This window comes from Salinirubrum litoreum, from assembly GCF_020567425.1.
Lineage (GTDB): Archaea > Halobacteriota > Halobacteria > Halobacteriales > Haloferacaceae > Salinirubrum > Salinirubrum litoreum.
Window position 1 is genome coordinate 392,374 of sequence record NZ_JAJCVJ010000003.1, and the last position, 24,944, is coordinate 417,317.

22 protein-coding genes are annotated in these 24,944 nt (G+C 65.6%); 11 read left to right on the plus strand and 11 right to left on the minus strand.

All coding sequences use genetic code 11. The features are described 5' to 3' along the window. Positions 1-66: 66 nt before the first annotated feature. A complete protein-coding gene (locus tag LI337_RS17735; protein ID WP_227231254.1) occupies positions 67-816 on the minus strand; it encodes an aspartate/glutamate racemase family protein in 750 nt (249 codons plus the stop codon). Positions 817-1,007: 191 nt separating this feature from the next. Further along, a complete protein-coding gene (locus LI337_RS17740; protein WP_227231255.1) occupies positions 1,008-2,651 on the minus strand; it encodes an ABC transporter substrate-binding protein in 1,644 nt (547 codons plus the stop codon). Positions 2,652-2,887: 236 nt separating this feature from the next. Between LI337_RS17740 and LI337_RS17745 the strand changes: the two genes are divergently transcribed. Then, positions 2,888-4,678: a M28 family metallopeptidase gene (locus LI337_RS17745; protein ID WP_227231256.1), complete on the plus strand. Its 1,791-nt coding sequence runs from the start codon at positions 2,888-2,890 to the stop codon at positions 4,676-4,678. 7 nt (positions 4,679-4,685) lie between these two features. Here the strand turns inward: LI337_RS17745 and LI337_RS17750 are convergent, their stop codons facing one another. After that, a complete protein-coding gene (locus LI337_RS17750; protein ID WP_227231257.1) occupies positions 4,686-5,861 on the minus strand; it encodes a dipeptidase in 1,176 nt (391 codons plus the stop codon). A 366-nt stretch (positions 5,862-6,227) separates the two neighbouring features. Between LI337_RS17750 and LI337_RS17755 the strand changes: the two genes are divergently transcribed. After that, positions 6,228-7,103, plus strand: coding sequence for a ParA family protein (locus tag LI337_RS17755; protein ID WP_227231258.1), 876 nt, complete (start codon positions 6,228-6,230; stop codon positions 7,101-7,103). Further along, positions 7,100-7,498: a DUF7970 domain-containing protein gene (locus LI337_RS17760; RefSeq protein ID WP_227231259.1), complete on the plus strand. Its 399-nt coding sequence runs from the start codon at positions 7,100-7,102 to the stop codon at positions 7,496-7,498. The genes LI337_RS17755 and LI337_RS17760 overlap by 4 nt, the downstream gene beginning before the upstream one ends. A gap of 105 nt (positions 7,499-7,603) precedes the next feature. Here the strand turns inward: LI337_RS17760 and LI337_RS17765 are convergent, their stop codons facing one another. The 5 genes from LI337_RS17765 to LI337_RS17785 form a co-directional block, all read right to left on the minus strand. After that, positions 7,604-8,836, minus strand: coding sequence for a glycosyltransferase family 2 protein (locus LI337_RS17765; protein ID WP_227231260.1), 1,233 nt, complete (start codon positions 8,834-8,836; stop codon positions 7,604-7,606). Between the two features lie 151 nt (positions 8,837-8,987). Further along, the gene (locus tag LI337_RS17770; RefSeq protein ID WP_227231261.1) at positions 8,988-11,231 is read right to left on the minus strand and encodes an amino acid permease; all 2,244 of its coding nucleotides are present in this window, start codon (positions 11,229-11,231) and stop codon (positions 8,988-8,990) included. After that, positions 11,228-11,770: a universal stress protein gene (locus tag LI337_RS17775; protein ID WP_227231262.1), complete on the minus strand. Its 543-nt coding sequence runs from the start codon at positions 11,768-11,770 to the stop codon at positions 11,228-11,230. The genes LI337_RS17770 and LI337_RS17775 overlap by 4 nt, the downstream gene beginning before the upstream one ends. Beyond that, on the minus strand, positions 11,763-11,942 hold the full coding sequence (locus LI337_RS17780; RefSeq protein ID WP_227231263.1) for a hypothetical protein: 180 nt from the start codon (positions 11,940-11,942) through the stop codon (positions 11,763-11,765). Before LI337_RS17780 ends, LI337_RS17775 begins: the two co-directional genes overlap by 8 nt. 137 nt (positions 11,943-12,079) lie before the next feature. Beyond that, entirely contained in the window at positions 12,080-12,853 is a 774-nt protein-coding gene (locus tag LI337_RS17785) for an Lrp/AsnC family transcriptional regulator (RefSeq protein WP_227231264.1), read from the minus strand. Positions 12,854-13,191: 338 nt separating this feature from the next. On the opposite strand from LI337_RS17785, the gene LI337_RS17790 reads away from it, so the two are divergent. Together LI337_RS17790 and LI337_RS17795 are read left to right on the plus strand one after the other, a co-directional pair. Next, entirely contained in the window at positions 13,192-14,730 is a 1,539-nt protein-coding gene (locus tag LI337_RS17790; RefSeq protein ID WP_227231265.1) for a TrkH family potassium uptake protein, read from the plus strand. A 78-nt stretch (positions 14,731-14,808) separates the two neighbouring features. Then, positions 14,809-15,369, plus strand: coding sequence for a sodium:calcium antiporter (locus LI337_RS17795; protein ID WP_227231266.1), 561 nt, complete (start codon positions 14,809-14,811; stop codon positions 15,367-15,369). On the opposite strand, the gene LI337_RS17800 is transcribed toward LI337_RS17795, so the two are convergent. After that, complete coding sequence (locus tag LI337_RS17800) at positions 15,263-16,516, minus strand: RNA-guided endonuclease InsQ/TnpB family protein (protein WP_227231267.1); 1,254 nt, start codon at positions 16,514-16,516, stop codon at positions 15,263-15,265. The two genes, LI337_RS17795 and LI337_RS17800, sit on opposite strands and share 107 nt — an antisense overlap. A gap of 385 nt (positions 16,517-16,901) precedes the next feature. Here LI337_RS17800 and LI337_RS17805 point away from each other — a divergent pair, with 385 nt between their 5' ends. After that, a complete protein-coding gene (locus LI337_RS17805; RefSeq protein ID WP_227231268.1) occupies positions 16,902-18,152 on the plus strand; it encodes an inorganic phosphate transporter in 1,251 nt (416 codons plus the stop codon). A gap of 49 nt (positions 18,153-18,201) precedes the next feature. On the opposite strand, the gene LI337_RS17810 is transcribed toward LI337_RS17805, so the two are convergent. Continuing rightward, on the minus strand, positions 18,202-18,621 hold the full coding sequence (locus LI337_RS17810; RefSeq protein ID WP_227231269.1) for a universal stress protein: 420 nt from the start codon (positions 18,619-18,621) through the stop codon (positions 18,202-18,204). Positions 18,622-18,887: 266 nt separating this feature from the next. Between LI337_RS17810 and LI337_RS17815 the strand changes: the two genes are divergently transcribed. The 3 genes from LI337_RS17815 to LI337_RS17825 all read left to right on the plus strand — a co-directional run bounded on the left by LI337_RS17815 (position 18,888) and on the right by LI337_RS17825 (position 21,283). Next, positions 18,888-19,871 (plus strand): SMP-30/gluconolactonase/LRE family protein, encoded by a 984-nt coding sequence (locus tag LI337_RS17815; protein ID WP_227231270.1) that lies wholly within the window; start codon positions 18,888-18,890, stop codon positions 19,869-19,871. Between the two features lie 56 nt (positions 19,872-19,927). After that, positions 19,928-20,398, plus strand: a complete 471-nt coding sequence (locus LI337_RS17820) for a hypothetical protein (protein WP_227231271.1) — start codon at positions 19,928-19,930, stop codon at positions 20,396-20,398. A gap of 72 nt (positions 20,399-20,470) precedes the next feature. Then, positions 20,471-21,283 carry a YihY/virulence factor BrkB family protein gene (locus LI337_RS17825; RefSeq protein ID WP_227231272.1) on the plus strand — a complete coding sequence of 271 codons (813 nt, stop codon included), beginning with the start codon at positions 20,471-20,473 and terminating at the stop codon, positions 21,281-21,283. 325 nt (positions 21,284-21,608) lie between these two features. Here LI337_RS17825 and LI337_RS17830 read toward each other — a convergent pair whose 3' ends face one another. Then, positions 21,609-22,451, minus strand: a complete 843-nt coding sequence (locus LI337_RS17830; protein WP_227231273.1) for a M48 family metallopeptidase — start codon at positions 22,449-22,451, stop codon at positions 21,609-21,611. 252 nt (positions 22,452-22,703) lie between these two features. Here LI337_RS17830 and LI337_RS20245 point away from each other — a divergent pair, with 252 nt between their 5' ends. Both LI337_RS20245 and LI337_RS17840 read left to right on the plus strand, forming a co-directional pair. After that, positions 22,704-23,633 carry a phage tail protein gene (locus LI337_RS20245; RefSeq protein ID WP_227231274.1) on the plus strand — a complete coding sequence of 310 codons (930 nt, stop codon included), beginning with the start codon at positions 22,704-22,706 and terminating at the stop codon, positions 23,631-23,633. A 229-nt stretch (positions 23,634-23,862) separates the two neighbouring features. Then, entirely contained in the window at positions 23,863-24,801 is a 939-nt protein-coding gene (locus LI337_RS17840) for a phage tail protein (RefSeq protein WP_227231275.1), read from the plus strand. Positions 24,802-24,944 lie beyond the last annotated feature (143 nt).

The following is a 24,944-nucleotide window of genomic DNA, read 5'->3' on the forward strand; positions in this document are numbered from 1 at the left end:
GGACGCCTGTGTTCGACGAGATGCTCGTCTCGGCTGTGGTCTGGACGCCGTCGCGTCGGCTGCCCATCAGTCGTCGTCGGCCGTGAGGGGGTTCGATCCCAGTAGTCCGTCGAGTTTGCTCCGGTCGGCACTCGGGTACGCCTCCCGACTGTGGGTCATCCCGTGTCGGGCCCACGTGCTCGCGGTCTCGAGGCTGGCGGTCACCGGGTCGACGAACGGCACGCCCACGGCGTCCGCGATCTCGTCGTGTACCTGCATGAACGAGAGGCTCATACAGCCGGGAACGAGTGCCTCCGCTCCGTCGTCCGTCACCGCGTCTCGCCCTGCGTCGATCATGTCCGTGACGATCGCGTCCGAGGAGTGGTCGATGTCCAGGACCGGCGCCTCCACGACCGGGACGCTCGCCAGTCGGTCGCCCAGTCCGTACTCGTGGACGAGCCGCCGTGTGAACGGTTTCGTCGACTCGAGGATGGTGAGACAGGAGAAGCGATCGGCGAGTTGGACCGCCGTGTAGAACGACGCCGCGGCGGGCCCGACGACGGGCGTGTCTGTCAGCTCACGGGCCGCAGCCAGTCCGGGGTCGCCGAAACAGCCGATGACGAACGCGTCGACCTCGTCTTCGTACTCGGCGACACTCTTCATCACGCCGATAGTGCTCCACTCCTCTTCGACCGTACTCTCGATCGAGAGCGGTCCCTCGCCGGCCTCGACGACGCGGACGTCGTCCGTCACGAGTTCGTTGGCGATCGCCTCTCTGCGGTCGAGTTCGTCGTCGTCCAAGCCGACGCCCGGCACAAGGTATGCTATCGAAGGCATACGTGTGACAACCTCACACACCAGCATAAACCCACGGATGGCGGGTCCAGCAGGGGGCGCGTCGACGCCCGGACCGGCCGGACCGCGAGCGACGCGGGACGACGACAGAGCCGACTGCAGAACGGAGTGGACGCGAGCGAGACGTCGGCGGCGCGAGGACGACAGAAACGGAAGCAGGGGGTCGGCCGGGACTACATACTCTGGTCGAGCCAGACCTGCTCGAACCACCACTCCTGGTCGAGGAGGGGCTGGTAGTTCCTGACGCGCGGGTGCATCGCCTGGACGGCGTGATCCCAGTACGGGTAGTACTTCCCGGCGTCCGCGATGTACTGCTCTGCGATCTGGCGGTACAGTTCTTCCCGCTGGGCTCTGTCGGTCGTCTGGCGGGCCTGCGGGATCAGCGTCTGGATCTCGTCGTTGACGTAGCCGCCGTAGTTGAAGAACGCCCCGTCGATCAGGTTCACGCTGAACATCTGATCGGGGTCGAACATCCCGTTGAACCCGGAGACGGTGAAGCCGAAGTTGTTGTTGCTCTGCTCTTCGAAGACGACGCTCCCGTCGGCGATCTGGATGTTGAAGTTCATCCCCAGGTTCTGGTTGAGCATCTCCTGGAGCAGTTCCTGCATCGTGATCCGAATGTTGTCACCCCGGGTGACGAAGTTGGTGAACTCGACGGTGTGGTCGACCTCGGCTTCGGCGAGCAGTTCCTCGGCCCGGTCCAGATCCTGGCCCTGATACGGATCTTCGATGTCCGGGTCCCACCCGGTCTGTGGCGGGATCGGGAAGTTGTCGGCCCGACTCGCGACCCCGTGGAACGCGACGTCCAGCACCGTGTCCCAGTCCATCGCGTGGAGCACGGCCTTCCGGACGTTCGGGTCGCTGAACGGCGGTGCGGTCGTGTTGAACTGGATGATCCCCATGAACGCGCCCTGGCCGCTGTCCTGCGTGACGAGCGTCTCGTGGTTGCGGATGCGCTCGACCTCCCGGCGGGGGACGAGGTCGATCCAGTCCAGTTGGTCCTGTTCCAGCGTGGTGAGTTTCGTGTTGACGTCCGGGTAGATCGTGAACTCGATCCGGTCCAGATACGGAAGCTGAGTGCCCTCCTCGTCTTCCTTCCAGTAGTCCTCGAACTTGTTCACGTAGACGTGGTCGCCGTCGACCCACTCCTCGAACACGAACGGCCCGGAGCCGACCGGGTTCTGCGACATGTCGCCGTTCATGTCGGCTTCCTCGTTGATGATCCCGACGATGAACCCGAGTGTCGACTCCAACGAGGCGAACGGTTGGTCGCCGGTGTCGAACTCCACGGTGTATTCGTCGCGGGCGGACACCGTGACGTCCTGAGCGAACAGCAAGGAGGCGGTGTACTGCGGCTGATCGTACAGCGTGTCGAACGTGTACGCGACGTCGCTCGCGGTCACCGGTTCCCCGTTGTGGAACACGGCGTCCTCGTTCAGCGAGACGACGAGCGTCGTGTCGTCTTCCCACTCCCACTCCGTCGCCAGATCACCCACCAGGACGAGTTCGTCGCCGTCGCGCCGCCAGCGCATCAACTTCGAGTAGATGTTGTAGAAGACCTGGAACGACTGCAGGCCGGTCACGGAGCGGCCGTCCATCGTCTCGATGCCCACCTTCATCCCGGCGTTCAACGTGCCGCCGCTCTGGATCTGTGAGGACTGCGTCGTCGTCGAGGTGGTGTCACCGTCGCCGTCGCCGTCGGTTTCACCGTCGCCGTCGCCGTTCCCCCCGAGGCACCCTGCCAACCCCATCGCGGCCGCCGCGGGGCCGAGTGTCTTGACCAGATCCCGGCGTGACACGTCTGAGAGGTTTACCATTGTCTTCTCCATCGGCTTATCGGACATGACTACCACGACGGGGGTAACGGGGAGATATAAATCCTGTGGTGAGATACCATACCAAGGTGTCTTGTTCTCTGTCAGTTACCCACGACTGAAGTCGTGGGCTTCCTCCTTGCATCTCTGTGATGAAGCCCCGGTCAGTCCCCTTCCGGAGTGTACCGTCTCCTGCCGGTTACACAACGGTCTTATAGTCAATTCGGGTCCAGTACGGCATGACTCACCGGATTGCCAACGAGTCCGCACTGTCGGAACTGGAACGGCGTGTCGTCGAGGCGGTCGACGACGAGGAGCCGTGGGCGCTCTTAGAGCGGTTCGCCGACCTCGAGCGCGTCTCCGGAAGCGACGACGAGGTGGTCGCCGCCGAGTACATCGTCGACCGGTTGGAGGCATTCGGCGTCGAGTACGACCGATACGATCCCGAACTGTACATCAGCCAGCCACACGCCGCGTCGGTCAGCGGCGTGGACCGCGACTTCGAGGCGAGTTTCGTCAAGACCGTCTCGTTCGCGGCCGACGCGACCGTCACCGGACCGGTGGAGTACGTCGGCTCGGCCGGCCCGAGTTTCCTCGACGATCCCGATCCCGACGAGACGCAGTCGGAACCGTACGCCGACGTCGGTGACCTCGCCGGCACGGTCGCGCTGACGGCGGCCGGGAGCCTGTCGATCCGGGCGACCCGGACGCTCGAAGACAAAGGTGCCGAGGCAGTCGTCGCCATCCACCAGCACGAACGGGAACCGCACAACGGCATCGCGACCCCGATCTGGGGCGGGGTCCCGGAACTCGGCGAACAGCACCTCATCCCGGACATCCCCATCGTCCACGTCACAAAGCCGGACGGGGCCCAGTTGCGCGAGTGGGCCGAGTCGGACGACGGGGTGACGGTCGAGGTCTCGACGGACCTGACGACCGACTGGTTCGCGTGTCCGCTGGTCGTCGCCGAGATCGAACCGCCGGACGCAGACACCGACGAGTTCGTTCTCCTCCACGCCCACTACGACTCCTGGGACGTGGGGATCACCGACAACGCGACCGGAGACGCAGGGCTGCTCGAACTGGCGCGGGTACTCGACGGCCACGCCGACGAGTTACGGCGGGGGCTCCGGATCGCCTGGTGGCCCGGTCACTCGACGGGCCGGTACGCGGGCTCGACGTGGTACGCCGACACGTTCGGGCTCGATCTGGCCCGCAACTGTGTGGCTCACGTGAACATGGACAGTCCGGGAACGAAGGACGCGACGGAGTACACGGACATGTCCTGCTGGACGCCGGAGGCGCACGACCTCGTGACGGACGCCATCGACGACGTGACCGGCGCTCCCGCACAGGAGCGGTTCCCGTTTCGGGCGGGCGACTACTCGTTCGACAACCTGGGGATCACGGGCTTCTTCATGCTGTCCTCGAACATCCCCGCGGCAGTTCGCGACCAGCGAGGCTACCACACGGTCGGCGGGTGCGGGGGCAACTCCGACGCGTGGCACCTCTCGACGGACACCCTCGACAAGGCGGGCCGCGAGGAACTCGTCCGCGACATCTGCGTGTACGCCGTGAGTCTCCTGCGGGTCCTCACCGCCGACGTCCTCCCGTTCGATCACGCACGCAACGCCGCGAAGATTCACTCGACAGTACGGCGGTACGACGACGCCGCCGGAGAACACGTGGACTTCTCGCCGACGCTGCAGGCGCTCGATCGCCTCGGGACGAAGATCGACGAGTTCGAGACCGCCGTGTCCGCCGGCGACGTCCCGCCCACCGTCGCCAATCGGACCATCACGGACCTCTCGCGGGTGCTCACCCGGTTGAACCTCGTCAGAGCGGGGCGGTTCGAGCAGGACCCCGCAGTGTCCAGACAGCCCGTGCCACGCTACGCGCCGGCCGAACAGTTCGACACCGGAGCGCTCGACGCGGACGAACGTCGCTTCTTGACGCGTCAGTTACAGCGCGAACAGAACAGCGTCGTCTACGAACTCGAACGAGCGCTCGAAAGTCTCCCGACGGCCTGACCCCGGTCTACCAGACTTCGTCGAGGACGCGGAGGACGTTGCCGCCGAGCACCTTGCTGATCTCCTCGTCGGAGTAGCCGTTCTGCACCAACCAGCGAGGGATGTTGTTCCACGCCTCCGTCGGGTTCTCGAGTCCCTTCACGTAGGGGTTCTGCATCGTGCTCTCCGGCAGTTCGACGCCGTGGAACTCCGCCAGCACCTCCAGCAGCGACGTGTGGTCGCCGTAGAGCACGTCCGGCCCGAACGCGACGTGATCGATGCCCACGAGGTCGACGACGTACTCGAAGTGCTCCATGTAGGTCTCGATGTCCGGTAAGTGGGTCGACGAGAGGATTCCGATGACGCCGCCGGTGTCCGCGATGGCACGGAGCTCCTCGTCCGAGGACCCGCGTTGGCCCATCCCGCCGGTCTGGGCGAGTGCGTGGGTGTCGAAGATCGGCCGTTCGGTGACGTCACACACGTCGAGGGTCGTCTGCGGACTGGAGTGGCTGGTCGAGACGGCCATGCCGACCGCGTTCATCCGGTGGACCGCGTCGACGCCGAAGGCGGTGAGGCCGCCGTCGCGTTCGTAGATGTCGCCCTGTCCCGTCCCGAGTGAGTTGGACGCGTTGTACGTGATCCCCATACAGCGGACACCCATTCCGTAGAGGAGTTCGATCCGGTCGAGTTCGTTCTCGATCATCGCCGCCGACTCCAGTGCCGGAACGATCGCGATCTTCCCCTCGTCGTGTGCGCGGTGGATGTCGTCGACGTCGCGACACCGCATCGCGTAGTCGGAGTGGGCGATGTCGCACGCGCGCATCGAGACGTCGTGGACGATGTCGTCCCACTTCCAGCCGTGTTTCGAGTGGATCCCCGACAGTCCGTCGAGATGCATATCGAACGCCGCATCGAGTGGGGTCTGTGCGAGGAACTCGTAGGCGGTGTGGACTCGCCCTTCGCGGACGTACGTCCAGAGGTCTTCGTGAACGTCTTCGGGGAAGTAGAACGGGTGATCGTGGAGGGAGATCACGACGTCGTCTGCAACGAGCGACTCGAGCCGTGCCTCCTCGTCGTCCGAGAGCGCTATCTCGTGGGCGTCGTACCCGGAGAACATGTCCGCCAGTTCGACGCTGACGTAGTCTTCGTCCGCTGTGAGGTACTCGTACGACTGGTAGCCGTCATACTGCTTGTCCGAACCCATGTGCCAACAGGGAACACGTGACGTAATATACTTTGACCTTGGTCCTGCACTCTTTTCAGCGTAGACACGCTCTCGGAGGCACTCGATCGCGGGTCGGCTCACACGCGAGAGAGTGGTCGTGAATCGAGGATCGTGGTCAGGGGCCGGGGACCCGCTCTGTGACGACGACGGCCCGGGACGAGTCCCTCCTGCGTGTACCCGCATTGATGTTCAGTAGCTGTGTTCATTGTTTGTGTTCACTACGTACGTTCGTTTGTGAACACACTGAACACACCTAACGAACACACGTAATCGTGAGATGCAGAGAGTGGTGTTCGTGGCAGTGTCTGACGAAGCTTCAATACGCTGGTCCCACACGGTTCGGCTATGTTGGCGTACTCGACCTACAGCGAGGCCGGCGGTGTGGGGAAGACCACGACCGCGGCGAATCTGGCGGTGGCCCACGCCCGAGCGGGGTTGAAACCGCTCGTCGTTCCACTCGACCCGCAGGACGGCGACCTCTCTCGACTGTTCGGCGTCGACGAGGACCGGACGGAACCGGTCGACAACCTCGTCCGGCACATGATCCGACGACCGAAAGGCGACTTCGGGGACCTCGTCCGGACCGTCGAAGGCGTCGACGTCGTGCCGGAACACAACATGCTCTCGGACGTGGGCGAGTACCTCCAGCGGGAGAAAGACCAGGCAGAAGCGATGGGCGAGGCGTTCGGCGTGCACGCGCAGTTACTGCGTGTCCTCCGTGAAGCGGGCGTGCCGGACGAGTACGACGTGTTGATCTGTGACCCGCCCGCGACGGAGGGACCGCACCTCTACAACGCCATCCACGCGACGCGCTCGCTCGTGATCCCGGTCGAACCGAGCGCGAAGGGTCGGGCGGCGGTCGAAGGGTTAGAAGCGCTCGTCGCCGGGTTAGAAGAGCAACTGGAGGTAGACGTCGGTGTGCTCGCAGCGGTCCCGATCGGATTCAAGAACACGCGCGACCAGCAGACGATCCTCGGCGAGATCGAGTACGACATTCCTGAGGTGATCGGCGAGCGAGCATCGCTGATGGAAGGCTGCTGGATGCAGCAGTGTTCGGCGTTCCGATACGTGCGGGAGTTCCGTGATCGGACACGCGACTACGAGGTCGAGACGCTCGCACAGTTCGATCGGATCGCCCGGCATCTCGAAGCCGCAGTCGGGATAGAGGCACCGAACCCACCGGAACCGGGTGATCTCGACCACGGGGTGCTCTCGGCATGACGGGCATGAAACAGGGCGCAGGCGAGAACCCCTTCGCCGACGACGACTCGGCAGAGAGCGCGAGCGAGGCCGAGGAGCAAGAAGAACAGACAGCGTCGGAATCCGAGACCGAGGCGGCGACGAGTGAACAGGATTCGGATCGTCAGCAGCTACGGATTCCGTACAAGTTCCGCCGTGACGGGGTCCAGGACGGGCGCAGTCGGGTGCCGCTGTTCCTGCAAGAGGAGACCAAGCGAGGGGAACGAGACGCACAGCGGGAACTCGAAGCGCGGGTCGACGACGACGTCTCGCTCACCGATCTGCGGGAAGCGGTCGTGTTGGTCGGGCTACAACACCTAGACGAGGTCGAGAGTCAGTTAGAAGAGTGGGGCTACGGGATGACGTTCGACGACTGAGCGAGGCGCTGTTTTCTCACGAACCGGCGGCCGAACGGAGACACGAACCGGCCCGGTCGGGTGCTGTCTCGGTCTCGTCGTCTCTCCGTGTCGACGTGGCCGCACTCAGTCGTCGAAGACGTGCGTGTCGTACGCGTCGTTCGACTCCCGGACCAGTCGCCCGGTCCCCTCGTGGGCGGCGAGGTCGCCCTCGTCGAGGCCGGCGTTGACGCGTTCGATCTCCGCGGCGGTCACCTTCTCCGTGACCTCGAAGTCCGTGACGGGGCTGACGACCCCCCACGCCGCGCCGGCGGCGTGCAGAACCACTGCGAGTGGCGTCAGGACGAGGAACACCGGCCAGAGGAGCGGGTGCTTCCGGTAGGCGACGACGCCGAAGAGCATGAAGACGAACAGCATCGCCAGCAGCCCCGTCGAGAGCAGGCCGTACAGTTCGATACCCGGTGCCGTGCCGGGCAGGAGGTACGAGACGAGCACGAGTACCGGGACGAACGGCGAGAAGGCCCACGCGACGACCCGCGTGAGGTACAGTGGGCGGTACCGCACCGGGAGGAGGTCGTCGTCCGCGATGGTGCCGGACATCCAGCGCCGGCGCTGTTTCAGCATCGACTTCAGCGACGGCGGGGCCTGGTTTCGGAACCGGCTGTCGACGAGTTGGTACTCCAGGTCGAAGGCGTCCGCGGCCCGCCAGATCAGGTTCGTGTCCTCGGTGATCGTCGCCACGTTCCAGCCGAGTTCCTGTTCGATCGACCGGCGGATGGCGAACCCACCGCCCCAGGCGTACAGGGGGTAGCGCAGGCGGTGGAAGCCGAGTTGCTCGAACTGGTAGCCGGTCCGGAACACCTCACAGAGGTAGGTGAGCCGCGACCCGGTGTAGATGGGTTTCTCGGTGAACTGGACGAAGTCGGCGTCCGGCAGCCCCGTGAGGTCGGTGACGATGGTGTCCTCGTCGAGATACAGGACGTACTCCCGGTCACAGGGGACGTGCCGGCGTGCCCACTCGACCGCCCGGCCCTTGTTCGTCGCTTCACACTCGAACTCCGCGGGGACGACGTGGACCTCGGCGTCCGCGACGTCGATGTCGCGTTCGGCGATCACCCGCACGTCCGCGATACCGTCGGGGAGTGCGTTCACCGTCTGCTGGACGACCGCCTCGGCGTCGACCGTGAGGACTCGCACCTGTATCGCGTCGAGTCCCCACGCCTCGGTGTCGTCGGGCCTCCAGTCGTACGAGAACAGGAACGTCTCGGCGAGCCACCACAGCGACGAGAAGCCGTAGACGGCCAGCGCGACCCACAGCAGTACGGCGACGAGCGTCTGCCCTCCGGAACCGTCGAACACGTCTACAGTCGTGGGACTGACGTAAATAAGCGTAGCTACTTGGGACGTAACTGTATGTTTAGTTCGCACGCCGGCGAACCGTGGTGGAGTAGTCCTCACCCGGGCACTCGACCGAGTCGCAGGCTGTGATCCGGGGAACGCAGACCGACGCTCACCCGAACAGCCGTTCTCGGATCGACCGGGTGTGCGGCCGTTCGGCCAACAGCACCGTCGTATCCAACTCCTCCAGTACCGACAGCGTCAGCGACCGGCCGACGATCCGAGAGAGCAGGCCGCGCTCGGTCGCACCGACGATGACCAGCGTCCGGCCGGTCGCCGCCTCGCCGATGGCCGTCTCCACGTCGCCGGTCTCGACCAGCAGGTCGGCGTCGGCCAGGCCGTGCTCGTCGGCCCACTCGTCGACGAACGCCCGGCCCGTGGCCTCGTCGGCGGCGACGTGCAGGACCGCGACCTGCGCGTCGAGGGTGTCCCGGAGTGCGACCGCGACCTCCGCCGAGAGATCCGACGAGTAGCCCCCGGCTGTCGGGAGCAGGATCGAACTCGGGTCGAAGCCGCGTTCGTCCAGGACGAGCACGTCACACGGCAGATCGCGGGTCAGTTCGTCGAGTGCGCCCTCGACTCTCCCGCCGGCGAGGCGCGTCCCCCTGTGGCCCATGATCAGTCGGTCGACCCCCGCAGCGCGGGCGATGTCGAACACTTCGTGGAGTCCCTGGTGTGAGAGGACCGTCCGCGTCTCGACGGGGACGTCGAACGCCTCGGCGTCGGCCCGTGCGTCGGCCATCAGTTGTTCGGAGGTCGCGGAGATGCGGTCGCGTTGCTCTGAGGCGGCGAGCAGCGAGGTCTGATCGGGCACCTGGATCACGTGTGTCGCGAGCAGTCGCCCGTCGTCGTGCTGGGCCAGCGCTCCGGCGAGCGTGACCAGCGAGTGTTCCGTCCGTGGGTTCGAGACCGCGACCATCGTGGTCGGGCGGTCGGCGGGCCTACCGGAGCCGTTCGGTGCGACCGTCGCGGCCGCGTCGACGACCGGCGAGGGGAGCGTCTCGCCACGGTCCAGGATGAACCGGCCGAGCAGCCCCTGTTCTTCGGTCCGGGAGCGGGCGTACAGGAAGTACCACACCACGGCCACGACGATGAACACGGCCGACAGCGCGAGTTCCCGCCCACCGACGAACCCGAGCAAGCCGAGCGAGAGCACGAAGCCGAGCGCGGGGGTGATCGGGTACAGCGGCACGCGGAACGCCGGGTCGTAGTCGGGGTCGGTCTCCCGGAAGACCACCAGCGCGACGTTCATCAGCGCGTAGACCACGAGGTGGAGCACGCTCGCCGCCTTCGCCAGCACCTCGATGTCCTGGCCCAGGAGGGCGATGAACACGACGATCATCGCGCCGGTGAGGACGATCGATCGGTACGGCGTCGCGTGGTCGGGGTGGATCTCGTTGAGCCAGTTGGTGACGATCTTGTCACGGCCCATCGCGAAGTTGATCCGCGCCGACGCGAGGATCGAGGCGTTCGCACTGGAGGCCGTCGCCAGCAGTGCGCCGAGCGTGACGACCGTGACGGCGATCGCACCCAGCCCGCCGCCGAAGGCGATCTCGGTCGCCTGCGTCAGCGGGGCGGTCTGGCTGAGATCTGGCCACGGGACGACGCCGAGCATGATGCTGACGAGGATGCCGTACACCACGGTGACGATGGCGACACTGCCGATGATCGCCAGCGGGAGGTTCCGACCGGGGTTCTTCAGTTCCTCGGCGACCGTGGCGATCTTCGCGTAGCCGAGGAAGGAGACGAAGATCAGCGCCGTCCCCGGCAGGACCGCCCCGTAGCCGAACGGGGCGACACCGCCCTCACTCAGGAGGGTGGCGAGGTCGAACGAGAGCCACCCCTGCACGGCGAAGAGCGCGAGGATGGCGAGCAGGATCGTCACGATCACCGTCTGGACGCCGCCGGTCTCCTTCGCACCGACGTAGTTGACGCCGACGAAGACGGCCCCGGCGACCAGCGCACCGACCTGGATCTCCGAGAGGAACAGCACGCTCGGGACGGGCAGCAGCGTCGTGAGGTACTGACCGAAGCCGATGCTGTAGAACGCGGAGGCGAACGCCAGTCCCATCCAGTCGCCGAGACCGGCGATGGAGCCGAACAACGGCCCGAGCGCCCGGTTGACGTAGTAGTAGCCGCCGCCGGCTTTCGGCATCGCCGTCCCGAGTTCGGAGACCGACAGCGCGTTCACCATGGCGATCAGTCCGCCGACGACGAACGACACGACGACGATTGGGCCGGCCGTGCTGGCCGCGACGCCCGGCAGGACGAAGATACCCGCACCGATCATCGTCCCGATGCCGATGGTGAGCGCCGAGAGGAGTCCGAGGTCCTTGGCGAGTTCCTCGTCGCTCATCGGCGGCCCCCGCTGTCCGCCCGCTCCGTGTCACTCGCGGCGGACTCCTCGGATGTCGTGGTGTCTCTCACGGACGATCCGGGCGTCTCCGGGCCGTGATCGACACTCCCGGTGTGGTCCGCCAGGGAGACGACCGGGACGGTCGGATTCTTCACCAGGCCCGTGGCCGTCTCACCCGAGAGGAGTCGGACGAGTCGACCGCGCTCGCGTGAGCGGAAGACGATGGCAGTCGCGCCCACGTCGACTGCCGTGTCGAGGATGCGCTGGGCGACGTCGTCGCCGAAGACGATCCGGGTCTCGACCGTCACCCGGTCGTCGATGTCCGCCGCCAGTGCGGCGAGAAATCGCTCGGCGTCGGCGCGCAGTTTGTCGGTCGGTGCCTTGTTGATCGCGCCGGGCCGCGTCTCGATCACGTGCCCCAGCGTCACCCGTTCGATCTGATCGAGGTGTGGCGCGAGGGCGAGAGCCGTCTCCGTCGCGTCACGCTCGTTCGCCACGGGGACGAAGCTGTGCCGGAGCAACACCATCTGATCAGCCACCTCCGGCGAGTGTCGACGCGGTCGCCTCGGGCGTCGCCAGTCGAGTACCGACTGGCTGGCGCTTCAGAGGACCGTCGCCGTCTTCGATTCCGTCGAGACCGTCTCTGCTGTCGGCGAGACCGGTCGTTCCACCGGTCTCGGTCGGCCGTTCGCGGTCTTCGGGAGTGACCATGTCGACCGCCTTTGTTTCGAGAAGCTATAACTACTCCGCTTTGATTTGGGATACCGAGAAAATTAGCCCTTATTATTTGTGAAGACGAAATACTGTGTCGGGCCACGGACTCGTCCACGGGTCGCCCCCGGTTCTCGTCACTGACCCTCCAGTTCAGACGGTGGTCTGAAGGCCTCGAAGGCGCGTGCGTCGGACTCGTGACGCGAGAGGAGCGTCACGATGTCGTCGGGGCGGACGACGGTGTCGCCGTGTGGGAGCAGTTCGTCGTCGTCGCGTTCGATCGAGATGACGAGGGTGTCCTCGTCGAGGATGCCGGTGCGGTTCGCGTCTTCGAGCGACCGACCCGCGATCGGGGCGTCTGCGGCGACGTTGACCGTGAGTATCTTCGCGTTACCCGTGAGGTCGATGAAGTCGTTCAGCGCGGGGGCGCGCGGACTGTCGTCGGGGTCGAACGGCGCGTAGGGGTCGAACAGTTCGTCCTCGAGGAGATCCTCGTCTTCGATCTCGATGCCGAGTTTCGAGAGGCTCCGGGAGACCCGCTGGAGGTCCTTCGTGTTCTCCCCGACGGCGAGGATGTGCAGGTTCCGCCGGCCGGTCATCAGCGACCGCACGTTGATGACGCCCGGAATCGCGCGGGCCTCGTGAGCGAGCGCCTCGCGTTCGGGAACCGGGACGTTACAGAGGTAGAGGTTCCGCAGTTTGCCGCCGGCGATCTCGAAGTCCACGTGCGCGCGGTAGCCGGTGATGATCCCGCGGGCTTCGAGTTTCTCGATCCGGTTGCGGACCGTCGCCCCCGAGACGCTGGCGTCGGCGGCGATGGACGCCGCCGTCGCCCGTGCGTCGTCCATGAGCGCGTAGATGATCCGCCGGTCGAGGTCGTCGAGTCGGTAGCCGTCGTCGGTCGGCGTCATCGCCACCCGCCCCGCCGGCGGGGTCGCCGCCAGTCTGCTCGGTCAGGTCGTCCAGGCATATCCGACCGGACGGTGTCGACGGCCAAATAAGTGCTGAGCGTCGAGGACGGGCGACGAGGACCGCCCTCCCGCACTCGATCACAGCTTCGCCAGCGCTGAACCGCTCGGCGGAACTCGCCTGGACCTCTCGCCAGCCGTGCCGAAGTATCGGGTCGCCGACGCGGGTCGGCCGGGTGCGGCCGCCTCTCGACGCTGGCTCCTCGTTTCGGTCGGCGTGGAACGTGTGTCGAAACGGCCATGTGTCGGTGTTCGGTTATCGTACCTATGAGCTGGTACGGATGGTGAACATACGTGTCGACTACCGGGTGAGTCTCGCTTACGTCGGTGCCGTGCTGGAGTATCTCGGGGTCACACCCGCGTTTCCCTTCGTTCTCGCCCTCTACTACGGCGAAGACCCGCTCCCGTTCGTCGTGACGAGTTTCGTCATGATCGGGAGCGGGGCGCTGTTGAAGCGCGTCGACAGCGGCGGCAACCTCGGCAACCGCGAGGCGTTCCTCCTCGTGAGTCTGGCGTGGCTCGTCGTCCCCCTCGCCGGGACGCTCCCGTATCTCGTCGCCGGCACCGGCACCGTCGCACAGCCGGTCAACGCGCTGTTCGAGAGCATGAGCGGGTTCACGACGACCGGCGCGACCGTGCTCGGCGAGATCTCGATCGAGCGACACGGCCACGCGATGCTGCTGTGGCGACAGTTGACACAGTGGCTCGGCGGGATGGGGATCCTCGTGTTGATGGTCGCCATCCTCCCGGAACTCTCCGTGGGGGGCGCACAGGTGATGAACCAGGAGGCACCCGGTCCGTCGCTGGAGAAACTCACACCCCGGATTCAGGAGACCGCACGCGCGCTCTGGCTGATCTACGCGGCGTTCACCGGACTCGCGGCGGCGGTCTACTACGGCCTCCACCTGCTCGGTGTCGCGCCGAACATGGGACTGTACAACGCGGTCGCACACGCGCTGACGACGCTCCCGACGGGTGGCTTCTCGCCGGAGGCGCGCAGTGCAGAGGCGTTCTCGCCGGCGCTCCAGTGGGCGATGATGGCGTTCATGATCGTCGCGGGGACGAACTTCGCGCTGTTCTGGTACGTGTCGAAGGGCGAACCGCGACGGCTGGTCGAGAACACGGAGTTTCGCTCGTACCTGCTCACGATCGCCGGGATCGGCGCGCTCGTCACCGCCACGCTGTTCGCGGGCATCGGTCTCGCGGGGACGCCCGCGAACGTCGGCACGATTCCGGGCAACCTGGAGCCGGCGCTGCGGCAGGGGCTCTTCCAGGTCATCGCGATCGTGACGACGACCGGGTACGCGAGCATGGACTTCAACAAGTGGCACCCCGCCGCACAGACGATCCTGCTGTTCGCCTTCTTCCTCGGCGGTTCTGCTGGCTCTGCGGCGGGGTCGATCAAGATCGTTCGGTGGGTCGTCGTCAAGAAGGCCGTCGACCGGTCGCTGTACACCTCCGCCCACCCCGACGCGGTTGTCCCGATCCGATTCGACGGGACGGCCGTCGACGAGACGGCGGTTCGAGACGTGTTCGTGTTCGTCCTGCTGTTTCTCGGGCTGTTCGCCGTCTCCACGATCCTGCTCTACCTCGACAGCTTCCGCACCCCGGACCTGTCACTGACCGGCCTGGAGGCGATGAGCGTCGCCATCGCCACGCTCGGGAACGTCGGTCCCGGCTTCGGCCCCGTCGGGCCGATGAACAGCTTCCTCGGCTTCACGCCCGCGGCGAAACTGTACATGATCTTCCTGATGTGGATCGGTCGGCTCGAAGTGCTGTCGGTACTCGTGATCCTCACCCCGTCGTTCTGGCGGCGGTGACGGGGCCGCTCGTTCCTCACAAGCGGACGGCACCGGGGAATCATACAAGCCGACGGCTGTCGATACATCGGAGACGGGATGCTGCTCGAGGGCCTCGGCTTCCTGATCGGGCTCGGACTCCTCCTGGTCGGTGCCGACAGAACTGTCGACGCTGCCGCCGAGTTGGCACTCTACTACGGGATCTCGGCGTTCTTCATCGGCGTGACCGTCGTGTCGATCGGCACGTCAATCCCCGAGATGACGACGTCGGTCTACGCGGCACTCTACGACGCCGGCGACCTGCTGGTGGGGAACATCGTCGGCTCGGAGACGGCACAGATCACCCTGGCCATCGGCGTCGTCGCACTGCTCTCACAGATCGAGGCCGAGCGACGGAACGTCCTCGTCTACGGCGGCGCGATGGTTCTGGCGATGGTGATCATGCTCCTCGTGCTCGAAGACGGCGTCCTCATCCGGTCCGAGGGCTTCCTGATGATGCTCGCGTACGTCGCCTTCGTCCACGACCTCTACTCCCACGAGGGCGGCGAGGAGGTCATCGACCCACGACTGAAGTCGCGGGCTTGTCCGTGGACTCCCGGTCTGACGACGAAGCGTCGTAGGCGGTGTAATCGCCGTTCCCGTTCAACGTCCCAGACTTGAGGGCGAGATGACCGTCGCCCAACCCAGAGGGGCGTTTGCCCTCCGGTAAAGTTAGCAGTTTCAGGCCAATATTCTTCGCCGCGTTGTAGTCACCATCAACTGAGTACCCACAGTCGTTGCACTCGAACCAGCCGTCTGAGCTACGGTTCGTGCTGGACTGATGGTCGCACTTCGAGCAGGTCTGACTGGTAAACGCAGGCGGAATCTGCTCGACGCGAATCCCGTACTCACTGGCCTTGTACGCGAGCATCTCTTGGAGTTCGCGGAACGCCCAATTGTGCATCTGACGCTTCACTTGGTCGTTCCGATTGTTCATCCGCTCGCGGATGTGGGTCAAGCGTTCGACAGCGATGTACGAACAGTCGTGGGTGTCTGCCTCCTCCACGATGCGTCGAGAGATAGTGTGCAGGCGATTCAGCACGAAGCGGTTTTCTCGCCCCGACAGTCGCCGGAGTACCTGCTTGGCGGAGCGAGTGCCTTTGTGCTGAAGGCTTCGACGCACCCGGAAGTAGTGGTTCTGCCCCCACAACAGTTCGCCACCATCGTAGAACGAACCCGTACTGGTCACGGCGACGTTTTTCAGGTTCAAGTCCACGCCCAGTATCTTGTCACCGTCGCGTTCTTCGACTTCTTTCTTGATGACGATGTGGAGGTAGAACGCATCCTCGTCCTCGCGGTAGTGGAGCGTTCCCATCCGTTTCTCGTAGTCGTCATCATCGAGGTAGGACTTCTGGTAGTCACCGAGAACGTAGTCTACGGCGACCCGCCCGTTGATGGTCGAAAGAGTGGCCAACCTGTCCTTGATGGTCAACGTCCGTTTGTCGTAGACAGCGGACAGTTCGTTGAATTGAGGGAGTGGTCGGCTGGTACCCTTCTTCCAGTCTGCGACGGTGGACTTCATCGCTTCGACGGCTTTGGAGTAGGCGCGAACGCAGAGGTTCGCGGGTAAGTCTGTCTCGTCTCGCAAGTCGTGGTACACTTCGTCGTGTATCCTCGACCTGTTGAGGATGAGGTAGCCGTCGTTGTTTCTGCCGTGCTGGACGGTGTAGTTGCAGGCGTGGTTGAACTGCTCGATGGTCTGATGGAGGTCGTCCTCTCGGTCTTTTGGAACCGAGAGTTTGACCGGAATGGTTCGTTTGACCTCCATCTGTGACTTTACGTGCGGAGCGTTGCTTTATAAATCTACGACTGACGTAGGGGAGTCGGACTGCCATCGCTCGTGGTTTGATTCGAGGCTTGTCAGATTCCTCTCACGGCTAAAGCCGTGGGCTTCCTCCTTGCATCTGTGTGAAGAACTCGGTATCGTCACCGAAGTCGACCCCGAGTCCGAGGACTGACACCGACCGGCCGGCCAGGGCGATGCTCGACCGTGCTCGTTCGCGCGGCGTCGAGGCGACCGGGTGACCGGGGTCGGGGACCAGGGGGACCGTGTCCGGAGCGTCCCCAGCAACGTCCGAGGCCGGCGACAGGTACAGGCGACTCCGAGGGATGGACATCGTTTTAGGGCCGACCCGACACGCTTGTCGTGTCACATGGTGAGTCTGCTCGCCGTCGTCGGCATCCTCGTCGCGGCGTTCGTCGGGTTCAACATCGGTGGGTCCTCGACGGGCGTCGCGTTCGGTCCCTCGGTCGGGAGTCGTCTCGTGCGGAAGGCGACCGCTGCGGCGCTGTTCACCGGCTTCGCCCTCCTCGGTGCGTGGACGGTCGGCCGGAACGTCATCGCCACGATGAGCAGTAGCATCGTCCCCGCGACCCAGTTCTCGCCGGTCGCCAGCGTCGGCGTCCTCTTCTTCACGGGGGCGTCACTGCTGGTCTCGAACATCTACGGCGTCCCGGCGTCGACCTCGATGACTGCCGTCGGGTCCATCGTCGGGTTGGGGCTGGCGACCGGATCGCTCAACGAGGCGCTGATGTTCACCATCGTCTCGGCGTGGATCGTCGCGCCGCTGGTGGGGTTCGCCTGTGGGGCGCTCATCGGCCGGTACGTCTACCCCTATCTCGACCGACGGCTGGCGTTCACGACCTTCGAGACGCACCTGTTCCGCCTCGACAACTCGGGGAGCGTCCCGCGTCCACGATTCAACGACGACGCGTCCCCCCGCGACCTCGTCGGGTCGCTGGCGGTGATCGTCATCGCCTGTTACATGGCCTTCTCGGCGGGCGCGTCGAACGCCGCCAACGCGGTCGCCCCCCTCGTCGGTGCGCAGGGGCCGCTGACCGTCGATCAGGGGGTCCTGCTCGCGGTGTTCGCCTTCGGCCTCGGTGGGTTCACCATCGCCAGACGGACCCTCGACACGGTGGGCGACGACATCACCGAACTGCCGATTCTCGCGGCGCTGATCGTCTCCGTCGTCGGCGGGACGATCATCACGGTGCTGTCTGCACTCGGCATCCCGGCGAGTCTCGCGGTGAGTACCACCTGCTGTATCATCGGCCTCGGCTGGGGGCGCGCCAGTCGGGCGGCGACGGTCGCCGAACTCGCCGCGCCGACCCCCGAGGGCGAACCGGAACTCGAGGTCGGCACCGGCGCACTCGTCACCTCCCGCGACGAGGACGTGCCCACGGGACCCACGGTCGGCGACATCGCCCGGGGCGAGGCCCCGCCGGAGAAGCCGGACGACGAACCGCCAGCGGTGCCGGAGATCGGTGAGAAAGCGCCGGCCGAGGTCGACAGACAGAGTCTGTTCGATCCGAGTGCGGTCAAGCGCATCGCGCTGCTGTGGGTGCTCACGCCGACGCTCGCGGTGGTCGGGTCGTACCCGCTGTTCCTGCTCGTGCTGTGAGTCGTGTGCGTCGGGTGAGGACCGACCGCGTCACTCGACCGAGCCCCGCTCACCGAACGACCGTCACGGGGACCGGCGAGCGGCGGACGACCTTCTCGGCGACGTTCCCGACGAACAGCCGGTCCGTCAGAGAGCCACCGTGACTGCCGACGACGACCGTGTCGTAGTCGTCTGCGACGTCGAGGATCACCCGTGCCGGATGTCCGCTACCGATCTGCAGGTCGATCTCTGCGTCGTGGTCGGCCGCGATCTCCCGTGCGCGCTCTACGACCGGCGCGGCGTACTCGGCCATCGACTCCTCCGGATGCTCGGAGAGCGCGATGGCCGTCGCCTCCCCGAACATCGCCGACGGTTCACCGACGACCGTCAAGACCGTGATCGACGCCGCCGGAAAGGCGTCCAGCGCGTATTCGAGTGCGGTTTCTGCGACCTCCGAGCCGTCCATCGCGACGAGCACCCGTGAGACCATGCGGGAAGTCGATCCCTCTCTGTGATAAGCGTTCGCACGATCTCTGGCGACCGGTACGCTCGGACCGACCGACCGGAATCGAGTCGACGACTCCGACCTTCGATCGGCCGGTCTCGGTCGATGAACTGGTTGCCCGGATACCAGTAATTATGCCTGCTCGGGTAGTAGAGTACTGTTACGCGTCGTGTCACTGATTCACACGTTCGAGTCGGGCCGACGCGCACGACCGACCAGTCACTCGTGACCCAGCGACGGACCTACCGACCATGTCACCAGACTCCAACACAGACGACAGCATCGCCGTCGACCGACGTACACTCCTGAAGACGCTCCCCCTCGCCGGACTCGTGGGCCTCGGCAGCACACCGGTCTCGGCACGAGGCGGGAGTGCCCGGTTCCCCGACCTCATCCCCCTGCCGACCGGGTTCCAACCGGAGGGGATCGTCTCCGGGAGAGGCACCGAGTTCTTCGTCGGATCGCTCGCGAATGGCGACATCTTCCGCGGCGACTACCGCACGGGCGAGGGCGACGTGCTCTCGACCGAGGGCTCGACCGCAGTCGGTCTCTCGTACGACCGCCGCAGTGACCGCCTGTTCGTCGCCGGCGACGGCACGGGGCGGGCGTTCGTCTACGACGCCCGGACCGGCGAGACCGCCGCGACGTACCAACTCACCGACCCCGGTACCTTCGTCAACGACGTCGTCGTCACGCGCGAGGCGGCGTACTTCACCGACTCGTTCCGACTCTCAGAGGACGGTCGACCGTTCTTCTACCGGGTTCCGCTCGGTCCCGGTGGCCGACTGCCCGACCAGAGCGGTGTCACCGAAGTCGAGATCGGCGAGGACTTCCAGGTCGTCCAGGGGTTCAACTCCAACGGGATCGACGCCCCGCCGAACGGCGAGTTCCTCGTCATCGTCAACTCCTCGACCGGCCTGCTCTACCGCGTCGATCCGGCGACCGGCGAAGCGACCGAGATCGACCTCGGCGGCGATCTCGTCACCGCCGGGGACGGCATCCTGCTCGACGGGAAGACGCTGTACGTCGTCCGGAATCAACTGAACCAGATCGCGGTCGTCGACCTCGCGCCCGACGCGTCGTCGGGTGAGATCGTCGACACGATCACCGATCCGGACTTCGACGTGCCGACGACGGTCGCGGAGTTCGGCAACTCGCTGTACGCGGTGAACGCCCGATTCGGCATCCCGAATCCGGGTGACGCCGAGTACGACGTGGTCGGCGTCTCGAAGTAGATGGCCGACCGCACCGACTGGATCCGGGCAAGCAGCGCTCGGCGCTCCGTTCGGGAGTGGCCGTTCGGGCCGCGATCGCGGTGAGAGCGGCGGGACACCTGCCGAAACCGGCCGTAGGGTGGGACCTTGCGAGGGCAACCACAACGACTTCGCCGCCGAGGAGCCTTCATCTGACGATGTCACGGACGTCGAGAGTGTTCGACAGCCTGTACAGCCGCGAATCGTCGTCGAACCCCACGGAGGAGTCGGTCGAAACGACCGCGGTCGACGACGACACGATCACAGAGACGGTGCGCGAGGCGGTCGCAGAACACGAGCGCACCTTCCACGACGCCGAGGATCCGAGCGTCGACGACCCCGACGGAGCGGAGAGGTCGGTCGACTCGGGCCGGTCGCCCGTGCGAGTGCTGGGCGTCGCGGCGGTACTCGCGCTGCTGGGCTACCTCGCGCGGAAGCGTCGTCGAGGTCCGGACGGCGATCGCGACGCGACCGACGGCGGCGAGTCGGTCGGGTCCGACGACCGGTAGAGCGTCCCGCTGGCGGCTCCGACCCGCGACGGTAGACGCGTTCTCTCCCTTCGCTGCCACGTCTGATCCGACATGCGTCGACCGAACCCGATCCGCCTGAGCAAGTCTGTGCTCGCGGTGGCCAACGAGCGAAACATCAAGATGACGGCCGCCAGCGTCGCGTTCTACACGTTCAACACCGCGATCCCGCTCGCACTGCTCGTCTTCGTCGGCCTGTCGTACTTCGGAGGCGTCGGACTCCTCGATCGGGCCGTCGAGATCGTCATCGGGGGGAGCGCGAGTCGGTTCCAGGCGGTCGCCGATCGTATCAGCGACGATCCGCCGGGTCGGTGGCGTGCCGCCGCGATCGCGGCCGGGATCCTGCTGTGGAGCGCCTTCCGCATGTTTCGCGCGGTCGACAGCTCCTTCGCCGAGGTGTACGACGAGCGCAAGGCGGCGTCGCTGACAGAGACACTGATCGACACGGTGATCGTCCTCGTCGCGGTGATCGTCGGCGTCCTGGTGGTCGGGGTCGCGGGCGCGCTCCTCTCCTTCCGTGCCGAGGGGGCAGTCTGGGTGCCGTACACCACCGGACTGCTGTTCGTCGTCCTGCTGGTCGCCTTTCTCCCGATGTACTACATCTTCCCGCGCGTCGAGACCTCCGTGTGGGAAGCTCTCCCCGGAGCAGTCCTCGCGGCGACGGGCTGGGCGGTCTCGGCGGTGTTCTTCCGGCTCTACCTGAGCCTCTCGCCGAACCCGTACGGGTTCGCCGGTGCCGTCCTCCTGCTGCTCACCTGGCTGTACGTCGGCGGACTCGTCCTCCTGTTGGGTGTCGTCCTGAACGCGGTGCTCGGGGGACACGTCGAAGTGGACTACGAGTGGCTCCCGGGCACCGACGAAGCGTGAGTCGGGTGCGGACACGCTCGGACGGACACTGCACCGAGCACCCCGACCGGTCGCCGGTCTCAGACTGTGCGACCGCGGAGGAAACGGAGCAGCTTTCTGAGGAGATGCACTGCGGTGATCACACTCGAGTCGTAGTACGCGAGTTTGCGGAGTCGTTTGAGCATTCCTCCGGAAGGGAGGCGCCACATCCCCATGGGCGAGGTGCTTTCAGTGGCAAGCCGGCTTCTCTCGGGGGGCAGTGTCAGTGGACACCTCGAGACGTCAGTTACCCACGACTGAAGTCGTGGGCTTCATCCTTGCATCTCTGTGAACGACGGCTGTCTCGCTACTGCGACTGCAGGCGCTCAATCCGCTTTTCCATCGGTGGGTGCGTCGCGAACACGCGGTCCAGCAGGCCGCGCTTCCCGCCGAAGATACACATCGCGGCGGTGCTGGCGTCCACGTCTGCGGCCTGTTCGCTCTCGCCGACCTGCTTGATCGTGGCGAGTGCCCGCGCCAGCGCGTCGGGGTTCCCGGTGTACTCGGCGGCGTCGGCGTCGGCGACGTACTCGCGGTACCGCGAGATTGCCAGCACGAACACCATCACGAGCAGTTGGGCGACGATACTCAGCACGTAGCTGATCACGAAGCCGAGAATCGGAATCTCGTCGGTGACGAGTTCGACCAGGAAGAAGACGCTCAGGCCGACGATGGAGGCGATCGACTGGCCCAGCAAGAGCATCACCACGTCGCGGTTCTTCACGTGGGCGAGTTCGTGAGCCAGCACGCCCTCGATCTCGTCTGCGGTCATGTGACCGTCCTCGTACAGCGCCAGCATGACCTCGCTGACGACGACGACACCCGATCCCTTCCGACCGACTGCGAAGGCGTTCGGCGTCCCCATCCGCCCACGCTTGAACGCCGGGGTCTCGATCTCCATCGCGTCGCTCAGGGCCTCGAACCGTTCGACGAGTTCGGGGTACTCGTTCGCGTCGATGTCCTCGGCGTCCACGCTCCGGAGGGCGAGCCACTTCCCGAGTTTGTACTGGACGCCGACGAACAGCACCGATCCGGCGAGCACGACCGGAATCCCGACGATCGGGGCGGCGAAGACGCCGACCAGTGCGTAGAAGCCGAACAGGATCGTCCCGGCGACGACCATCCGGACCTGCAAGCCACGGTGAGTCATACACGAGCGACTCGATCAGACAGAAAATAAGTATTTGGTTGGTTTCTGGTGATCAGCCGACAGACTGGATCACAGCCCTGCGCGCCGGCCCGGCCGTCTGGAGCGACGCAGACGACACCGATCACCGGTGGTTCGTCTTGCCGGTGAGACACGTTCTCAGTCGGTGAAGTCCGTCTCAGCGGTGCCTATACATCAACAATTTGTGTAGTCAGATCTGATGTACTCGAACGAGACCTCTGGAGTGAATTCCCAGTGACCGACAGTATCGCCGCACCCTCGCTCGCCACGCTGACCGACTACGAGGGGGTGACGTTCGACGTGGACGGGGCGGACGGGGTCGGCCTCCGACTGGACGAGGTGGAGCGCCGCGCGGTGGACGACGACTGGGAACGGTTCTCGCTGTGGTTCAGTTCCGACGACGAGGTGTCACAGGATCTGTACCGACTGACCGACCCGCAGGGCGAGGCGTTCGACGTGACCATCGCACCGACGAGACGGTTCGACGGGAGTCCCGACACGCACACGTACGAGGCCATCTTCAGCCGTCCAGCGTCGGACGCCGAGATCACGGGGCCCAAAGCCGCACTCGACGCCGGGATGCACCTGCCGAACGCGACGAGTGAGAGTCAGAACGTCCCTCGCCGGGCCGAGTTCATCACGGGACAGGTCGTGCTGTTCGGTGGACCCTTCGCGGTCGCGGGGTTCTACGAGTGTTCGGGCCTCCCGCTCCAAATCAGCCAGCACTCGGTTCTCTACTCCGTCATCGGGACGACCTACGGCGGTAACGGAAGAGTGACCTACCGACTTCCGGACTTGAAGGGGCGGGTGCCGCTCCACAACGACCGCCACCATCAGGTGGGGAGCGCGGGCGGCACGGAGACTGTCACGCTGACGAAGAACCAGTTGGCGAGGCACCACCATTACGCGACGGACATCGATCTCCCGGTGAGTGAGGCCGAGGGAACCGAACAGGACCCGAGCGGCAACCTGCTGACGACGGACCCGCACGGCGGGGGACGTGGCGCGAAGACGATCTACGCCGATGGGAACGAGAGTGCCGGCGCGATGCAGGTGGAGGGCACCACCGACGACACCGGACGCGGAGACGAACACACGAACATGCAACCGTACCTCTCGGTGAGCTACCAGATCTGTATGGACGGGATATTCCCCACGCGGTGACACTGGAGCCCTCTCACCCGGCGGGTCGCAGCAACGGGAGCGAACGACGGGGTCCTTCGCGACGCGACCGTCCCTCCCGCGTCCGTCGTGGTGGTGAAAGTGCCACCGTCGATGTTCAGTTAATTCTACAGTTTCGCAGGTGAGACAATATCTCAGCGGTGACTACATATCAGCCATCGGTGTAGTCGAAGACGATGTACGCGACAGCACACGCTGGAGTCGATGTCCGATGACCGACATCGTCGACGCACCGTCACTGAGCACACTGACGGAGTACGAGGGTGAGACCTTCGACGTCGAGAGCGACGCGGGGGTCGGTCTCCGACTGGACGAGGTCGACCGCCGGCGGGTCGGCGACGACTGGGAGGCGTTCTCGCTGTGGTTCTCCTCGGACGACGAGTCGGTTCTGCCGCAGGGCCACTACCGGTTCGCCGCGCCGGACGGAGAGGAGTTCGACGTGACCGTCGCGCCGACCCACTCGGCGACGGCGGCCCCCGAGACACACACATACGAGGCCGTCTTCGACCGCCCGGCACCGGACGGCGAGACGCCCGACGTGAGCGCGGCGCTCGCGGCGGGACACCACCTCCCGGCGGCGGGTGTCGAACCGCAGAGTGCCACCGTCGCGGGTGACGAGTACGTCGGCCAGGTGATCCTGTTCGGCGGAGCGCGGACGATCCAGGGGTTCTACGAGTGTGACGGCGCGCTGGTCTCGATCCAACAGCTCTCGGCACTGTACAGTCTCATCGGGACGAAGTACGGCGGCGACGGGACGTCGACCTTCGGGCTTCCGAACCTCTCCGGGCGCGTCCCGATGCACCGGAGCAGCCAGCACGGCATCGGAAGCGCGGTCGGGTCCGCAGAGACTCGACTCGCCATCGACAACGTGCCGGTCCACAGTCACGGGGCGACGAATCTCAGCGTTCCGGTGAGTGACGTGTCCGGTTCGGAACCGGACCCGGACGGGAACGTCCTGACGACGGACCCACACGGCGGCGGTCGCGGAGCGAAGACCATCTACACCCCCGAAAACGAGATGAGCGGGTCGATGGTGGTCGCGGGCGAGACCGATCAGGTCGGCATGGGTGCGGCGTTCAACAACGTGCAACCCTCGCTGGCGATGAACTACGAGATGTGCGTCACCGGTATCTACCCCGGGACAAACTGACGCCCCACCGTCGAGACGGTGTCACTCGGCTGGCCGACCCAGTTCCCGGACGGTGAAATCGACCCACTCCCGAAGTCGCGGGCTTCCTCATTGCATCTGTGTGAGTGAAACTGAAACCGAAGCCGAAATCGAGTCGTCGGACC

Coding starts and splice junctions, on each gene's coding strand:
- LI337_RS17735 (WP_227231254.1), bottom strand. CDS start 816: ATGCCTTCGATAGCATACCTTGTGCCGGGCGTCGGCTTGGACGACGAC.
- LI337_RS17740 (WP_227231255.1), bottom strand. CDS start 2,651: ATGGTAAACCTCTCAGACGTGTCACGCCGGGATCTGGTCAAGACACTC.
- LI337_RS17745 (WP_227231256.1), top strand. CDS start 2,888: ATGACTCACCGGATTGCCAACGAGTCCGCACTGTCGGAACTGGAACGG.
- LI337_RS17750 (WP_227231257.1), bottom strand. CDS start 5,861: ATGGGTTCGGACAAGCAGTATGACGGCTACCAGTCGTACGAGTACCTC.
- LI337_RS17755 (WP_227231258.1), top strand. CDS start 6,228: ATGTTGGCGTACTCGACCTACAGCGAGGCCGGCGGTGTGGGGAAGACC.
- LI337_RS17760 (WP_227231259.1), top strand. CDS start 7,100: ATGACGGGCATGAAACAGGGCGCAGGCGAGAACCCCTTCGCCGACGAC.
- LI337_RS17770 (WP_227231261.1), bottom strand. CDS start 11,231: ATGAGCGACGAGGAACTCGCCAAGGACCTCGGACTCCTCTCGGCGCTC.
- LI337_RS17780 (WP_227231263.1), bottom strand. CDS start 11,942: ATGGTCACTCCCGAAGACCGCGAACGGCCGACCGAGACCGGTGGAACG.
- LI337_RS17785 (WP_227231264.1), bottom strand. CDS start 12,853: ATGACGCCGACCGACGACGGCTACCGACTCGACGACCTCGACCGGCGG.
- LI337_RS17790 (WP_227231265.1), top strand. CDS start 13,192: ATGGTGAACATACGTGTCGACTACCGGGTGAGTCTCGCTTACGTCGGT.
- LI337_RS17795 (WP_227231266.1), top strand. CDS start 14,809: ATGCTGCTCGAGGGCCTCGGCTTCCTGATCGGGCTCGGACTCCTCCTG.
- LI337_RS17800 (WP_227231267.1), bottom strand. CDS start 16,516: ATGGAGGTCAAACGAACCATTCCGGTCAAACTCTCGGTTCCAAAAGAC.
- LI337_RS17805 (WP_227231268.1), top strand. CDS start 16,902: ATGGTGAGTCTGCTCGCCGTCGTCGGCATCCTCGTCGCGGCGTTCGTC.
- LI337_RS17810 (WP_227231269.1), bottom strand. CDS start 18,621: ATGGTCTCACGGGTGCTCGTCGCGATGGACGGCTCGGAGGTCGCAGAA.
- LI337_RS17815 (WP_227231270.1), top strand. CDS start 18,888: ATGTCACCAGACTCCAACACAGACGACAGCATCGCCGTCGACCGACGT.
- LI337_RS17825 (WP_227231272.1), top strand. CDS start 20,471: ATGCGTCGACCGAACCCGATCCGCCTGAGCAAGTCTGTGCTCGCGGTG.
- LI337_RS17830 (WP_227231273.1), bottom strand. CDS start 22,451: ATGACTCACCGTGGCTTGCAGGTCCGGATGGTCGTCGCCGGGACGATC.
- LI337_RS17840 (WP_227231275.1), top strand. CDS start 23,863: ATGACCGACATCGTCGACGCACCGTCACTGAGCACACTGACGGAGTAC.